Origin of the sequence: Streptomyces tsukubensis (assembly GCF_003932715.1) — a bacterium.
Lineage (GTDB): Bacteria > Actinomycetota > Actinomycetes > Streptomycetales > Streptomycetaceae > Streptomyces > Streptomyces tsukubensis.
This window is the reverse complement of sequence record NZ_CP020700.1, coordinates 2,351,005-2,365,407: the sequence shown is the minus strand read 5'-3', so window position 1 is coordinate 2,365,407 and position 14,403 is coordinate 2,351,005. Positions and strand designations below refer to the sequence as shown.

The 14,403-nt window shown below is 73.3% G+C and carries 15 protein-coding genes; all 15 read left to right on the top strand.

Annotated elements, in window-relative coordinates; translation table 11 throughout:
• Nucleotides 1-149: 149 nt before the first annotated feature.
• Nucleotides 150-1,355, top strand: coding sequence for a nitronate monooxygenase (locus tag B7R87_RS08925; RefSeq protein ID WP_006349379.1), 1,206 nt, complete (start codon nt 150-152; stop codon nt 1,353-1,355).
• Nucleotides 1,355-2,098: a 16S rRNA (uracil(1498)-N(3))-methyltransferase gene (locus tag B7R87_RS08920; RefSeq protein WP_006349380.1), complete on the top strand. Its 744-nt coding sequence runs from the start codon at nt 1,355-1,357 to the stop codon at nt 2,096-2,098. Before B7R87_RS08925 ends, B7R87_RS08920 begins: the two co-directional genes overlap by 1 nt.
• A 96-nt stretch (nt 2,099-2,194) precedes the next feature.
• Complete coding sequence (locus B7R87_RS08915; protein ID WP_187144569.1) at nt 2,195-2,818, top strand: hypothetical protein; 624 nt, start codon at nt 2,195-2,197, stop codon at nt 2,816-2,818.
• Nucleotides 2,819-2,960: 142 nt separating this feature from the next.
• On the top strand, nt 2,961-3,320 hold the full coding sequence (locus B7R87_RS08910; RefSeq protein WP_040916357.1) for a histidine triad nucleotide-binding protein: 360 nt from the start codon (nt 2,961-2,963) through the stop codon (nt 3,318-3,320).
• 40 nt (nt 3,321-3,360) lie between these two features.
• Entirely contained in the window at nt 3,361-4,269 is a 909-nt protein-coding gene (locus B7R87_RS08905; RefSeq protein ID WP_006349383.1) for a ribonuclease Z, read from the top strand.
• 62 nt (nt 4,270-4,331) lie between these two features.
• Complete coding sequence (locus B7R87_RS08900) at nt 4,332-5,333, top strand: adenosine deaminase (RefSeq protein ID WP_006349384.1); 1,002 nt, start codon at nt 4,332-4,334, stop codon at nt 5,331-5,333.
• 285 nt (nt 5,334-5,618) lie between these two features.
• Nucleotides 5,619-6,722 (top strand): PfkB family carbohydrate kinase, encoded by a 1,104-nt coding sequence (locus B7R87_RS08895; protein WP_006349385.1) that lies wholly within the window; start codon nt 5,619-5,621, stop codon nt 6,720-6,722.
• 144 nt (nt 6,723-6,866) lie between these two features.
• Complete coding sequence (locus B7R87_RS08890) at nt 6,867-8,003, top strand: PhoH family protein (protein ID WP_391116258.1); 1,137 nt, start codon at nt 6,867-6,869, stop codon at nt 8,001-8,003.
• 13 nt (nt 8,004-8,016) lie between these two features.
• Nucleotides 8,017-8,514: an rRNA maturation RNase YbeY gene (gene ybeY, locus B7R87_RS08885; protein ID WP_006349387.1), complete on the top strand. Its 498-nt coding sequence runs from the start codon at nt 8,017-8,019 to the stop codon at nt 8,512-8,514.
• Nucleotides 8,511-9,809, top strand: a complete 1,299-nt coding sequence (locus B7R87_RS08880) for a hemolysin family protein (RefSeq protein WP_006349388.1) — start codon at nt 8,511-8,513, stop codon at nt 9,807-9,809. The genes ybeY and B7R87_RS08880 overlap by 4 nt, the downstream gene beginning before the upstream one ends.
• A gap of 17 nt (nt 9,810-9,826) precedes the next feature.
• The gene (locus tag B7R87_RS08875) at nt 9,827-10,180 is read left to right on the top strand and encodes an MmcQ/YjbR family DNA-binding protein (protein WP_040916362.1); all 354 of its coding nucleotides are present in this window, start codon (nt 9,827-9,829) and stop codon (nt 10,178-10,180) included.
• A 63-nt stretch (nt 10,181-10,243) separates the two neighbouring features.
• Nucleotides 10,244-10,624, top strand: a complete 381-nt coding sequence (locus B7R87_RS08870; protein ID WP_006349390.1) for a hypothetical protein — start codon at nt 10,244-10,246, stop codon at nt 10,622-10,624.
• Nucleotides 10,625-11,020: 396 nt separating this feature from the next.
• Nucleotides 11,021-11,527, top strand: a complete 507-nt coding sequence (locus B7R87_RS08865) for a hypothetical protein (protein WP_040916358.1) — start codon at nt 11,021-11,023, stop codon at nt 11,525-11,527.
• 274 nt (nt 11,528-11,801) lie between these two features.
• Complete coding sequence (locus B7R87_RS08860) at nt 11,802-13,169, top strand: WxL domain-containing protein (RefSeq protein WP_233168792.1); 1,368 nt, start codon at nt 11,802-11,804, stop codon at nt 13,167-13,169.
• Nucleotides 13,170-13,226: 57 nt separating this feature from the next.
• Nucleotides 13,227-14,255 (top strand): WxL protein peptidoglycan domain-containing protein, encoded by a 1,029-nt coding sequence (locus tag B7R87_RS08855; protein ID WP_006349393.1) that lies wholly within the window; start codon nt 13,227-13,229, stop codon nt 14,253-14,255.
• Nucleotides 14,256-14,403: the final 148 nt, after the last annotated feature.

The window sequence follows — 14,403 nt, the reverse complement described above, 5'->3', positions numbered from 1 at the left end:
ATCGGATCGTCGACGAGGAGGGTCCCGGCCGCCCCGGGACCCTCCCGTCCGGCCCCCGGCCGGGGGCCGGACCCCTTTGCACGACATTGCGGCGGCAGGTACCCGGGGCCCGTTTCGTCACGGACGTACGCAGGTGGCACGATGCCTGCATGTCCTCCGCGCCCTCCGGGTCCCCCGCCCTTTCCGATCTGCTCCGGCACCCCGTGATCGCCGCGCCGATGGCCGGAGGGGCGTCCGGCCCGCGCCTCGCCGCCGCCGTCTCCGAAGCGGGCGGCCTCGGATTCCTCGCCGCCGGGTACAAGACCACCGACGGGATGTACCAGGAGATCAAGCAGATCCGGGGGCTCACTTCACGGCCGTTCGGCGTGAACCTGTTCATGCCGCAGCCCCGGATCTCCGACCCGAGCGCCGTCGAGGTCTACCGCCAGCAGCTCGCGGGCGAGTCGAGCTGGTACGAGACGCCGCTCGGCGATCCGGAGTCCGGCCGCGACGACGGGTACGAGGCCAAACTGGCCATCCTGCGGGACGATCCGGTGCCGGTGGTCTCCTTCACCTTCGGCTGCCCCGCCCCGGACGTCCTCGCGTCCTTCGCCCGGGCGGGCACGTACACGGTCGTCACCGTCACCACGCCCGAGGAGGCCCAGGCCGCGCAGTGGGCGGGCGCCGACGCGGTCTGCGTCCAGGGCATCGAGGCGGGCGGCCACCAGGGCACCCACCGCGACGATCCGGCGGCGGACGGCACCGGCATCGGACTGCTGACCCTGATCGCACTCGTCCGGGACGTCGTCGACCTGCCGGTCATCGCCACCGGCGGGCTGATGCGGGGCAGCCAGATCGCGGCCGTCCTGGCGGCCGGGGCGAGCGCGGCCCAGCTCGGCACGGCCTTCCTGGTCTGCCCCGAGTCCGGGGCGAATCCGCTGCACAAGCAGGCCATGACCAATCCGCTGTTCGTCCGCACCGAGCTGACCCGCGCCTTCACCGGCCGGCCCGCCCGCGGTCTGGTCAACCGCTTCCTGCGCGAGCACGGCCCCTACGCCCCCGCCGCCTACCCCGAGGTGCACCATCTGACGACCGGGCTGCGGAAGGCCGCGGCGCAGGCGGGCGACCCGCAGGGCATGGCGCTCTGGGCCGGACAGGGCCACCGGATGGCCCGCGCGCTCCCGGCCGCCGACCTGGTGGACACGCTCGTCGCCGAATGGCAGCACACCGCCTGGCAGGGCACCGAACAGCACGGCGCCGCGGGCCCGGACGGCACCTGGCAGGACCCGGAGGACCCGGCGGGCGACGGGGCCCCCGGCGGAACGGGCCGTACCGCTGCCGTCGGCGGCTCCACCGGCGGACGGGAGGACTCCTGATGACCGCGCCCGTGTTCGTCGTCGACTCCCTCGACGGCGCCGCCCCCGGCTCCCCCCTCGTCCTGGACGGCCCCGAGGGGCGGCACGCCGTCTCCGTGAAACGGCTCCAGCCCGGCGAGGACGTCGTCCTCACCGACGGCCGCGGCCGCGGTGCCGCGGGCCGGGTCCTGCGCACCGAGGGCAAGGACCGGCTGATCGTCGAACCGGTCTCGTTCCCCGACGAGCCCGAGCCCTCCCCCCGGATCACCGTCGTCCAGGCGCTCCCCAAGGGCGACCGCGGCGAACTCGCCGTCGAGACCATGACGGAGACCGGGACCGACGCGATCGTGCCCTGGTCCGCGTCCCGCTGCATCACCCAGTGGCGGGGCGACCGGGGCGCCAAATCCCTGGCGAAGTGGCGGGCCACGGCCCGCGAGGCGGGCAAGCAGTCGCGCCGCCTCCGCTTCCCCGAGATCACCGAACCGGCCACCACCCGCCGGGTCGCCGAACTCCTCGCCGAAGCCGACTTCGCCGCCGTCCTCCACGAGGAGGGCGCCGAACCCCTCGCCACCGCCGTGCTGCCCACCGCGGGCTCCGTCGTGGTCGTCGTCGGACCGGAGGGCGGGGTGTCGCCGGAGGAGATCGCCCTGTTCGAAGCGGCCGGGGCCCGCCCGTACCGGCTGGGCCGCAGTGTGCTCCGTACCTCCACCGCGGGTACGGCGGCGACGGCCCTGCTCCTGACCCGCACCGGCCGCTGGTCCTGACCGCCCCCGGCCAGCCTCCCCGTGGAGGGTCCGTACGGGTGAGCCTGGCCGCAACCGGTCTTTTCCTCCCGGCCGTGCGGTGCCACGCTTCCCTGCATGAACGGACTTCGGGGCCGGCGGCGCCCTCGCGCCCGCCGGACGGTCGGCACCCGCGGTACGGCGGCGGTACGGCTCCGGGCCCTCGCCGCCGCCGTCGCGGTCGCGGCGGCGGCGGCGGGCACCACGGCCTGCGAACCGCGTGAACGGACGCTCTCGTCGTCGTCCGTGGCGATGACCACCAAACACACCGCGCGCGCCACCCTGGAGCGGATCGGCTTCGACATCCGCAGCTTCAGCTGTACGGCCACGGTGGCGGGCGAACGCAGCCGTACGGGCCCCTCGGCCGTCCCGGCCGGCGCCCCCGGCACGGCGACCGTCGCCTGCGAGGGCAGCACCCGCACCGGACAGGCCGTCGCCCTCAAGGGGAAGGTCACCGACGAGACCGCGGGCGCCTGCGTCCGCGGCGACCTCGACGCCCGCGTCGACGGAAAGCTCGTCTTCGAGGCCCAGTACCTCGGCCAGTGCGACAAGGGCCGCTCCCGCGCCCCGGCGACCAGGACCCCCGGCGAACGCCCCCGCCCCGCCGTCACCAAGACGGTGAAGGTCACCGGAACGGCCACCGTCACCAAAACAGCCACCGTCACCGTCACCGAGACCAGGACCGTGACCCCCGGCAACTGACCCCCGGCACCCCTCCCGGACCCCTCCCGGACCTCTTCCGCAGGCCGGGGCCCGGGCACCGGCCCGCGCCCGTCCGCCCACGGTCGATACGATGCAGGCGCTGACGACCATCACCGTCCAGAAGTCGAGGAGGACCCCGGGCATGGCGGGAGAACCGCAGGCGGACTGCCTGTTCTGCAAGATCGTGGCGGGCGAGGTGCCCGCGACCGTCGTCCGGGAGACCGAGCACGTCGTCGCGTTCCGCGATATCAATCCGCAGGCACCGACGCACGTCCTGGTGATCCCCAAGGCGCACTACCCGGACGCCGCGTCCCTCGCCGCCGCCGCGCCCCACCTCGCCGCCGAAGTCCTCGCCGAAGCCGGACACGTGGCCGCCGACGAGAAGGCCGACGGCTCCGGCTACCGGATCGTCTTCAACACCGGATCCGGCGCCGGACAGACCGTCTTCCACGCCCACGCCCATCTGCTCGCCGGCCGCGGCCTCTCCTGGCCCCCCGGGTAGCCCGCACCCCGCCCGGCAGCGACAGAACAGGCAGCACAACGTGTCCGTACGCGAACTCGTCGTCCTCGGAACGGCGAGCCAGGTGCCCACCCGTCACCGCAACCACAACGGGTACCTGCTCCGCTGGGACGCCGAGGGCCTGCTGTTCGACCCCGGCGAGGGCACCCAGCGGCAGATGCTGCGCGCCGGGGTCGCCGCCCACGACATCAACCGGATCTGCATCACCCACTTCCACGGCGACCACTCCCTGGGGCTCGCCGGAGTGATCCAGCGGATCAACCTCGACCGGGTCCCGCACGAGATCACCGCGCACTACCCGGCGAGCGGCCGGCGCTTCTTCGAACGGCTCCGCTACGCCACCGCCTACCGTGAGACGGTCTCCCTCGCGGAGGGGCCCGTCGCCGGTGACGGAGTGCTGGCCACCACCCCCGCGTACACCCTGGAAGCCCGCCGGCTGTCCCACCCCGTCGAATCCTTCGGCTACCGCCTGACCGAACCCGACGGACGCCGGATGCTGCCCGAGCGGCTGGCCGAACACGGTATCCGCGGCCCCGACGTCGGCCGGCTCCAGCGCGAGGGCAGCGTCCGCGGCACCACCCTCGCCGAGGTCAGCGAGGTGCGGCGCGGACAGCGCTTCGCGTTCGTCATGGACACCCGGCTCTGCGACGGCGTCCACGCCCTCGCCGAGGGCTGCGATCTGCTCGTCATCGAGTCCACCTTCCTCGACGAGGACGAACGGCTCGCCGTCGACCACGGGCATCTGACCGCGGGCCAGGCCGCCCGGGTGGCCCGGGACGCGGGCGTACGGCATCTGGTCCTCACCCACTTCTCCCAGCGGTACGCGGACCCCGGGGAGTTCGAACGCCAGGCGCGGGCCGCCGGGTACGAGGGCGAACTGACCGTCGCCAAGGACCTGATGAGGATCCCCGTACCGAAACGCGCCCCCTGACCACCGCGCCCGTACCACCGGCGCCACCCGTACCACCCGCATCACTTCAGGAAGAACCTCCCGTGCCGCTCCCGCTCCCCAAGGCCGAACTCCACCTCCACATCGAAGGCACCCTCGAACCCGAACTCGCCTTCGCCCTCGCCGACCGCAACGGCGTCACGCTGCCCTACCGGGACACCGAGGAACTCCGCCGCGCCTATCTCTTCGACGACCTCCAGTCCTTCCTCGACCTCTACTACGGTCTGATGACGGTGCTGCGCACCGCGGACGACTTCGCCGAACTCACCGACGCCTATCTGGCCCGCGCCGCGGCCCAGGGCGTCCGCCACGCCGAGATCTTCTTCGACCCGCAGGCGCATACCGCGCGCGGTGTCCCGCTGGGCACCGTCGTCGAGGGGCTGGGCCGAGCCCTGGACGCGGCACCCGGGCGGTACGGCATCTCCACCCGGCTGATCATGTGCTTTCTGCGCGATCTGCCCGCCGAATCCGCGATGGAGACCCTGCGGGCGGCCGAGCCCTACCTGGACCGGATTACCGGCATCGGGCTCGACTCGGCCGAAGTGGGCCATCCGCCCGCCAAGTTCAAGGAGGTCTACGAGGCGGCGGCGGCACTCGGGCTGCGCCGGGTCGCGCACGCGGGCGAGGAGGGCCCGGCGTCGTACATCCGGGAGGCCCTCGACGTGCTGGGCGTCGAGCGGATCGACCACGGGCTGCGCTGTCTGGAGGACGGTGAACTGGTGGACCGCCTGGTCCGGGAGCGGATGCCGCTGACGCTCTGCCCGCTGTCCAACGTCCGGCTGCGGGCCGTCGACACCCTGGAGGAGCACCCGCTGCCCCGGATGATGGCCGCGGGGCTGCTCTGCACGGTCAACTCCGACGATCCCGCCTACTTCGGCGGATACGTCGGAGACACCTTCCACGCGGTGCGCGAGGCGCTGGGCCTGGGGCCGGAGGAGCTGCGCGAACTGGCCCGCAACTCCTTCGAGGCGTCGTTCCTCGACGACGACGAGGAGCGCAGGGCGGAACTGATCGCCGCGGTCGACGCGTACGTCTTCACGGACTGATTCACGGACTGATTCAGGGACTGAGCGCCCGGGCGGCCGAGGGGCCCGGGGTCCGACGGCCGCCCGCGCCCCTCCCGCCCCCGCACCCGACTGCCCGCGCCCTTCCGCTCCGCACCCGGCCCCCGCACTCCCGGCCGCCCGTACCGCCCGGCTCCGTACCGGCTTACCGTGATCACACCGGACCCGGCCCGGATTTGGCAGACTGGCCGGATCTGCACCACGCACAGGAGCGGCACGGTGACCACCCGACACGGCGCGCAGCACCCCCACCCCCCGCACCCGCCCATGCACGGCGACGGCATCACGTCCGCGCGGCATCCGGGCCTGCTCGACCCGCTCGCCGCGCTGCGGGCCGACGGCGACCCGCCCTGCGACGTCTATCTGACCGGCACGGTCTTCCTCGACATCATCCTCACCGGACTCGACTCGGCGCCCGTCCGCGGCACCGAGTCCTGGGCCCGCGGCATGGGGTCCAGCCCCGGTGGAGTCGCGAACATGGCGACCGCCCTGGCCCGGCTCGGCCTGCGGACGTCCCTGGCCGCCGCCTTCGGGGACGACCACTACGGCGACTACTGCTGGGACGCGCTGGAACAGGGCGAGGGCATCGACCTCGGCCTGTCGCGGACCGTGCCCAACTGGCACTCCCCGGTCACCGTCTCCATGGCGTACGAGGGAGAGCGCACGATGGTCTCCCACGGCCACGAGGCGCCCCCGCCGGAGGTCGCGGCCGACTGCCCGCCCGCCCGCGCCGCAGTGGCCTCACTGGGTCCCGAACAGGCGCCGTGGATCGCCGGGGCCGCCGCCGCGGGCACCCGGATCTTCGCCGACGTCGGCTGGGACGAGACGGGCCTGTGGGACCCCTCGCACCTCACCGACCTGGAGCACTGCGAGGCGTTCCTGCCCAATGCGGCGGAGGCCATGCGCTACACCCGCACCGACTGCCCGCGCCGCGCCGCGCACGCCCTGACCGCCTACGTACCGACGGCGGTCGTCACCCTCGGTGCCGAGGGGGCGTACGCGGTCGACGCGCGCAGCGGTGAATGCGCCGAGGTCCCCGCGATCGCCGTGGAGGCCCTCGACCCGACGGGCGCGGGCGATGTGTTCACGGCGGGATTCGTGACCGGTACGCTCGCCGGCTGGCCGCTCGCAGACCGGCTGGCCTTCGCCGGGCTGACGGCCGCGCTCTCCGTGCAGGAGTTCGGCGGATCGCTCTCGGCGCCCGGCTGGTGGGAGATCGCCGCCTGGTGGCGGTACGTCCGGGACGCACCCGACCAGGATCCGGCGGCCCTGCGCCGCTACGCGTTCCTCGACGAACTGCTGCCCGCCCCGGCGCGGCCGCTGCCGCTGCGGCGGGCCGTCCCGACGATCGGCTTCCGCAGCCCCGCCTGACCGCAGCCCCGAAGCCCCCGCCGTTCCCGGCCCCGGAAATGCCCTCGGCCGTTGTCGGTCCGGCGTCGTACGCTTGTGTCCCAGAGGTTGTCGAGCGGCGAGAACCCTGCAGCAGGAGGTAGGCGCAGGCCACAGAGCCGGCCCATGACTCAGACACCCACAGCACAGACCTCGAAGGCAGCACAGCGCTCGAAGCAGGCGCAGCGTTCGCAGCAGACCGGGCCTTCCGGGCCCGGCGCGGCGCGGGCCTTCTTCACGGTTCCGCCGAAGCACCCGATGGTGACGGTCCTCGGCTCGGGCGATTCCCTGCTGCGCGTGATCGAGGCGGCTTTCCCGGAGGCCGATATCCATGTCCGGGGCAATGAGATCAGCGCGGTCGGGGATCCCTCGGAAGTCGCCCTGATCCAGCGACTTTTCGACGAGATGATGCTCGTGCTCCGCACGGGACAGCCGATGACGGAGGACGCGGTGGAACGCTCGATCGCCATGCTGAGGGCGGAGGCGAACGGCAGCGGAGACGGCTCGGAGACCCCCGCCGAGGTGCTCACCCAGAACATCCTCTCCAGCCGCGGCCGCACGATCCGCCCCAAGACCCTCAACCAGAAGCGCTACGTCGACGCCATCGACAAGCACACGATCGTGTTCGGCATCGGCCCGGCGGGCACCGGCAAGACGTATCTGGCCATGGCCAAGGCGGTCCAGGCCCTGCAGTCCAAGCAGGTCACCCGGATCATCCTGACCCGCCCCGCCGTCGAGGCGGGCGAGCGCCTCGGCTTCCTGCCCGGCACGCTCTACGAGAAGATCGACCCCTATCTCCGCCCGCTCTACGACGCCCTGCACGACATGCTCGACCCGGACTCCATCCCCCGCCTGATGGCGGCCGGGACGATCGAGGTCGCGCCGCTGGCCTATATGCGGGGCCGCACCTTGAACGACGCCTTCATCATTCTCGACGAGGCGCAGAACACCAATCCCGAGCAGATGAAGATGTTCCTGACCCGGCTCGGCTTCGACTCGAAGATCGTCATCACCGGTGACGTCACCCAGGTCGACCTGCCGAACGGGACCAAGAGCGGTCTGCGCCAGGTGCAGGACATCCTCGACGGCGTGGAGGACGTCCACTTCTCCCGGCTCACGTCCCAGGACGTCGTCCGGCACCGGCTCGTCGGCCGTATCGTCGACGCGTACGAGAAGTACGACGGCCGCGCGGGCGAGCGGACCGGCGGTGCCCAGCACGGCCGTCCGCATCCGCACGACGGCCGAGGCTCCCACGGGAAGTAGTACGAACCACACCATGTCGATCGACGTCAACAACGAGTCCGGAATCGAGATCGACGAGCCGGCGGTGCTCGACATCGCCCGCTACGCCCTCGCCCGGATGCGCATCCACCCGCTCTCCGAACTCTCGGTGATCGTCGTGGACGCCGAGGCCATGGAGCAGCTGCACATCCAGTGGATGGACCTGCCCGGGCCGACCGATGTCATGTCCTTCCCGATGGACGAGCTGCGGCCGCCCGCCAAGGACGACGAGGAGCCCCCCCAGGGGCTCCTCGGTGACATCGTGCTCTGCCCGGAGGTCGCCGAGCGGCAGGGGCAGGAGGCCCCGACGCAGCACTCCATGGACGAGGAGCTGCAACTGCTCACCGTCCACGGGGTGCTGCACCTCCTCGGGTACGACCACGAGGAGCCGGACGAGAAGGCGGAGATGTTCGGCCTCCAGGCGGCCATCGTGGACGGCTGGCGGACCGAGCGCGGACTGACCGGGCCCTCCCCGGCCCCGACCGTGTCATGAGCGGCCCCCTGATCGCCGGGGCGGTCCTGCTGGTCGTCGTCGCCTGGCTGGCGGCCTGCGCCGAGGCCGGTATCGCCCGGGTGTCGAGCTTCCGGGCCGCCGAGGCGCTGCGCTCGGGACGGCGCGGCGCGGCGAAGCTGGCCCAGGTCGCCGCCGATCCGACGCGCTATCTCAATGTGGCCCTGCTGGTGCGGGTGGCCTGCGAGATGGCCGCCGGGGTGCTCGTCACCTACGGCTGTCTCCAGGCCTTCCCGGAGACCTGGGAGGCGCTGCTCGTCGCCATCGCGGTGATGGTCCTCGTCTCGTACGTCGCCGTGGGCGTCTCGCCGCGCACCATCGGCCGCCAGCACCCGCTGAGCACCGCGACCGCCGCCGCGTACGTCCTGCTGCCGCTGGCCCGGATCATGGGCCCGATCCCGCAGCTGCTGATCCTGCTGGGCAATGCGCTGACCCCGGGGAAGGGTTTCCGCAAGGGCCCGTTCGCCTCGGAGGCCGAACTGCGGGCCCTCGTCGACCTGGCCGAGCAGGAGTCCCTCATCGAGGACGAGGAGCGCCGGATGGTGCACTCGGTCTTCGAGCTGGGCGACACACTGGTCCGCGAGGTGATGGTCCCGCGGACCGATCTGGTCTGCATCGAGCGGCACAAGACCGTCCGTCAGGCCCTGACGCTCGCCCTGCGCTCCGGCTTCTCCCGGATACCGGTGACCGGCGAGAACGAGGACGACGTCGTCGGCGTGGTCTATCTGAAGGACCTGGTCCGCAAGACCCATGTCAACCGCGACTCCGAATCCGATGTGGTGTCGACCGCGATGCGGCCCGCCGTCTTCGTCCCCGACACCAAGAACGCGGGCGATCTGCTCCGGGAGATGCAGCAGAAGCGGAACCATGTCGCCGTCGTCGTCGACGAGTACGGCGGCACGGCCGGGATCGTCACCATCGAGGACATCCTGGAGGAGATCGTCGGGGAGATCACCGACGAGTACGACCGCGAGCTGCCGCCCGTGGAGGATCTCGGCGGGGGACGGTTCCGGGTGACCGCCCGGCTCGACATCGGTGACCTGGGCGATCTGTACGGCGTGGGCGAGCTGGACGACGAGGACGTGGAGACCGTCGGCGGACTGCTGGCCAAGGCGCTGGGGCGGGTGCCGATCGCGGGGGCCGCGGGCCGGTTCGAACTGCCCGACGGCCGCCCCCTGAAGCTGACCGCCGAATCCCCGGCCGGACGGCGCAACCGGATCGTCACGGTCCTGGTCGAGCCCGTCCCCGTATCGGTGGACGAGGAGTCCGCGGCATGACCGGCCGCGGGGGCGTGATGAGGGCGGCCGAGCTGCGGTCGTTCTGCCTCGGCTTCAACGGCTCGGCGGAGGAGTTCCCGTTCGGTGACGTGGTCTCCGTCTTCAAGGTCGCAGGGAAGATCTTCGCCCTGTCATGGCTCGAAGAGTCGCCGCTGCGGGTCAATCTCAAATGCGAGCCGGAGTACGCCCTCCGGCTGCGCGCCGACCATCCGGCGATCGTCCCCGGCTACCACATGAACAAGCGCCACTGGAACACGGTGACGGTCGGCGAACTCCCGGCGCGTCTGGTCCGGGAGCTGGTGGAGGACTCGTACGACCTGGTCGTCGCGGGTCTGCCGCGGGCGGTGCGGCTCTCGCTGGACCGCCCCTGACCCGTGATCTGCACGCGGGGCTCTGCCCGTGGCGCCGTGCGCCCTGCGATCTATGCTCGTGCCATGACGCAGAGCAGTGAATCGCAGGGCCCCGGCGCACCCGCCGAGCCGGGACCCGAGGACCGGAAGATCATCACCCTGGCGCGGAGCGCCCGGGCGCGCAACGGGGTCGCGGAGGGTGCCGCCGTACGGGACGAGACCGGGCGGACGTACGTCGCCGGGACGGTCGCGCTGCCGTCGCTGGAGCTGAGCGCGCTGCGGACCGCCGTCGCGATGGCGGTGGCGAGCGGGGCGCGGTCGCTGGAGGCGGCGGCGGTGGTCGGTGAGGCGGAGTCCGTTCCGGCGGAGGACCGGGCGGCGGTACGGGATCTGGGCGGGCCGGACACCCCGGTGCTGCTGGCGGGCCCCGACGGGCAGCTCGTGTCCACGGTCCCGGCGGGCTGACCCGCCCCCGGCCCGGCCGATGCCGGGGGCCGTGTCCCTGTTCCCGAGGCACCGGGCCCGGAACGGCCGCAGAAATCAAGGGGATCCTTCTTGCAATCCCCGGTCGGTTGCGCATCAATGACAGCAGCTCGACCGACGGATCGTCAGATCTGCTGGGACGGTCGGGTCCGGGACGCGAGCCGCGGTTCCGGGCCGGTACCGGCCGTCCGTTTCCACCGTGAGGCGTGCGCACCCCGCCCGCGGAGTTCACCGGCGATCCGCGCACACCCTGGTGACCGCAGCCTCCGGCGCGGTGTGCCCGCCCGCGTACGCATGCACCGAAGCGTGTCACGGCCGGGTGCCCGTGCGCGGCGGGCTGCACCGACGATCCCCCACGGGGAAACGGAAGGGGTACGCATGCGAGGCAGCACAGGCACAGGCAGGGGCGCGCGCAGGCGAAGGATCGCGGGGGCCGGTGCGGTGACGGCGGCGGCGCTGGCCGCCCTGTCGCTGGCCTACGCCCCGGCCGCCGGGGCGGTCACACCGACCCTGGCGACGGCCGACTACGACTGCGGCACCTGGGGCGCGGGCCAGGCGAGGCTGACCGCCACCCAGGACGGGACCAGGGCGACCGTCACCCTGCGGTCCTCGGTGCGGACGCCGCTCGCGGTGGGTGCCGACACCATCAACGCGACCCTCACGTTCGCCAAGGCCGGTGGCGGTACGAAGGCGTTCACCGGCACCCGGAACCCGGCGCTCCCGGCCCGGGGCCCGGTGGAGATCGGGCCGCTGTCGGCGACGGTCGCCCCCGGTGACTCCCTGAACTCGTACTTCGCCGGACCGGCACTGACGATGTCGATCTTCGGTTTCCCGGTCAGCTGTGACGCGGTGACCTCGCAGTCGCCGGGCCCGTTCGTGTTCTGACCGGCAGGTCCGGGGCCGCGGCGCCGCGCGGGCGCCCGGCCCCGGCTCCGTACCGCCCCCGTCCGGCCGTGCCGCCGGCCGGGGGCGGCCCCGTTCCCTGAAAACACTGAAAACACTGAAAACACTGACAGTATCTGATGGGTCATCAGTTGACGGGTTCCGTCCGCCTTGACTTCTTCCGGCCACCGCTCGTCAATGGCCGTCCTCGGGTCCCGGGATCCGGATCCCGGTGATGCCCCGGACTCCCGTGAAGCCTTCCTAAGGAGGCACGTCCATGTCCCTTGCCACCCGGACCGCCGGGCGAAGACCAGCCAACGGACCGGCCCCGGGCCGGCCGCGGCGGTGGGCCGCGGCGGTCGCCGGGGCGGCGCTGCTGGCGTCCACCGTCGTCCTCACCGCGCCCGCGGGCGCGACGACCACCGCCGCCGTGCCCGTGGACTTCGCGACCCGCTGCGTGCCGCCGCCGATCGCGGGCATCCCGCCCATCAACGGCACCACCACCGCGGAGATCACCGTCGACAACGCCGCGCCGCAGGTCGGCGATGTCGTCACCGTGACCTACCGGGTCGCCAAGCCCGCGGCGAGCAACCCGGTGGACCTCGCGCTGCCCGCCGACATCATGACCCCCACCGGAAAGGTGACACTCGGCGGCGCCCAGTCCGGCAGCCTCGCCGTCACCGGACCGAAGAAGAACCCGCCGGTGCCCGGCAAGGGGGAGTTCCCGCCGTTCTCGATGACCGGGACCTTCACGGTCACCGCGGCCGGTTCGATCACCCTCTCGCCCGGCGACTACAACATCCACACCAGCTACATCATGGAACTGGACACCCCCTGTACGGTCTCCGCGCCGCCCGCGCCCGTCTCGCGGACGATCGTCGCCACCGAGCGTCCGGGCGCCGGTGAACGCGCCGTCTCCCTCGCCACCGCGTCGGGGAAGCCCGGGGAGCGGGTCACCGTCACGGGCAGCGGGTTCACCCCGCTCGCCGATATCACCGTCGCGGGCCGGGCCGGGGCCGCCGAGACCGCCGACAAGCTGACCTTCAAGGCCGACTCCGGCGGCGCCTTCACCGCCAGGCTCAGGGTCAATGACAAGGCGACCACCGGAATCGTGGCGTACGAGGGACCCGCCTGGACCGCCGACAAGGGCGCGGGCCCCGCCGCGTACACCGTGGTCGACGACACCCCGCTGCCGCGGAACAGCCAGAAGGTGACCGCGTCCGTGACGGCGGGCACCCTGTCGATGACCCAGGCCGGAGACGCCGTCCAGCTGTCCGCGGTGGACTTCGGCACCGGCGGTGCGGCGGCCGGCGATCTGCAGAAGGTGACCGTGAAGGACTTCCGCGGCGGCCCCGCGGGCTGGTCCCTCACCGGCAAGGTCACCGACTTCACCGGCTCCGGCGGCCGGATCGACGCCGGGGCCCTGAGCTGGACCCCCGCCTGCACCACCAAGGCGGGCAGCCCCAGCACCTGCGTCCCCGGATCCGCCGGGGCCGTCGGCACCGGGGGCGCGACCCTGGCCTCCGCCCCCGACGGGGCCGTGACCGGCGGCGAATTCACCGTGGACGCGAAGCTGTCGCTGAACGTCCCGGCCTTCACCACGCCCGGCTCCTACGCCGGGGTGCTCACGCTCACCCTCACCTGACCGTACGGCGGCCGGAGCGCGCACCCGCCCGGCCGCCCCGACCCGGGGGAACCGCCCATGCCCAGGCCGCGTCCGCACCGCTCCGCCCGGCCCCCGACGACCCTCCGCCCCCTGCGCTTCTCCCTGCCGTCAGCCCTGCCGACGGCGCTGCTCACGGCCCTGTCGGCCGTCCTGCTCGCCCTGTCGGCGCCCCCGGGTACGGCCGGGGCCGCCGAGAACGGAGAGTGGTCCGTCCACCCCGTCTCCACCGCGCTCGGCGGGCGGCCCTACTTCCCTCTCGCGGCCGGCCCCGGCACCACCCTCACCGACCGGGTCACCGTCACCAACAAGACCGCCGCCGCCCTCTCCTTCCGGCTGTACGCGGCCGACGCCTACAACACCGAGCGCGACGGCGGATTCGCCGTCCGCACCCTCGGCGAACGGCAGCGCGGCATCGGCGCCTGGGCCCGGCCCGGCCGGGAGCGGATCACCGTCCCGGCCCGCGGCTCCGTCACCGTCCCCTTCACCCTGACCGTCCCCGAGGACGCCGAACCCGGTGACCACGCGGGCGCGCTGGTCGCCCTCGACGAACGGATCACCCCGGCGGGCGGATCCGTCGCGGTCGGCGTCCGGCAGGCCGTCGGCGCCCGGGTCCATCTGCGGGTGAGCGGGCCCGCCGTGTCGGCGCTCTCCGTCGAGGACGTGGCGGTCCGCCGGGACCGCCCGCTGCTGCCCGGCACCGGCGAGAGCCGCGCCCTGATCTCGTACACCCTCCACAACCGGGGCAACACCACCCTCGCCCCGAAGGTCGTCCTCACCGCCCGGGGGCTCTTCGGCCGCACCCTGCTGACCCGGGACGCGACGGGCGTCCCGGCCGAGCTGCTGCCCCGGCAGAAGGTCCGGCTCACGGAGCGCTGGCGGGGTGCCCCGCAGGCCGAATGGGGTGAGATACGGCTCACCGCGACCGCCCCGGACGTCCGCGAATCCGCGGGCGCACGGTACGTCGCCGTGCCGTGGCTGCCCGCTGCCGTCCTGGCGCTGCTCGCCGCGGGCGGCGGACTCGCGATCGGGTTCCGCCGCCGGACGCGCCGTACCCGTACGGCCTGAGCTGGACCGCAGGCCCGCGACGGGCCCGTAGGAACCGGTGCCGTACCTCCTTGCCGGAGCCGTCCCCGGGCACCCGGCCGCAGGCCCCCGCGGGCCCTTCCCGGCCCCCGCCGCGACACCCGTGGCGGGCCGGGCGGGGGGAGCGGGC

Excerpts from the sequence above, each read along its gene's own strand:
- B7R87_RS08925 (WP_006349379.1), top strand. The coding sequence starts at position 150 with ATGTCCTCCGCGCCCTCCGGGTCCCCCGCCCTTTCCGATCTGCTCCGG.
- B7R87_RS08920 (WP_006349380.1), top strand. The coding sequence starts at position 1,355 with ATGACCGCGCCCGTGTTCGTCGTCGACTCCCTCGACGGCGCCGCCCCC.
- B7R87_RS08915 (WP_187144569.1), top strand. The coding sequence starts at position 2,195 with ATGAACGGACTTCGGGGCCGGCGGCGCCCTCGCGCCCGCCGGACGGTC.
- B7R87_RS08910 (WP_040916357.1), top strand. The coding sequence starts at position 2,961 with ATGGCGGGAGAACCGCAGGCGGACTGCCTGTTCTGCAAGATCGTGGCG.
- B7R87_RS08895 (WP_006349385.1), top strand. The coding sequence starts at position 5,619 with ATGCACGGCGACGGCATCACGTCCGCGCGGCATCCGGGCCTGCTCGAC.
- B7R87_RS08890 (WP_391116258.1), top strand. The coding sequence starts at position 6,867 with ATGACTCAGACACCCACAGCACAGACCTCGAAGGCAGCACAGCGCTCG.
- ybeY (WP_006349387.1), top strand. The coding sequence starts at position 8,017 with ATGTCGATCGACGTCAACAACGAGTCCGGAATCGAGATCGACGAGCCG.
- B7R87_RS08880 (WP_006349388.1), top strand. The coding sequence starts at position 8,511 with ATGAGCGGCCCCCTGATCGCCGGGGCGGTCCTGCTGGTCGTCGTCGCC.
- B7R87_RS08875 (WP_040916362.1), top strand. The coding sequence starts at position 9,827 with ATGAGGGCGGCCGAGCTGCGGTCGTTCTGCCTCGGCTTCAACGGCTCG.
- B7R87_RS08870 (WP_006349390.1), top strand. The coding sequence starts at position 10,244 with ATGACGCAGAGCAGTGAATCGCAGGGCCCCGGCGCACCCGCCGAGCCG.
- B7R87_RS08865 (WP_040916358.1), top strand. The coding sequence starts at position 11,021 with ATGCGAGGCAGCACAGGCACAGGCAGGGGCGCGCGCAGGCGAAGGATC.
- B7R87_RS08860 (WP_233168792.1), top strand. The coding sequence starts at position 11,802 with ATGTCCCTTGCCACCCGGACCGCCGGGCGAAGACCAGCCAACGGACCG.
- B7R87_RS08855 (WP_006349393.1), top strand. The coding sequence starts at position 13,227 with ATGCCCAGGCCGCGTCCGCACCGCTCCGCCCGGCCCCCGACGACCCTC.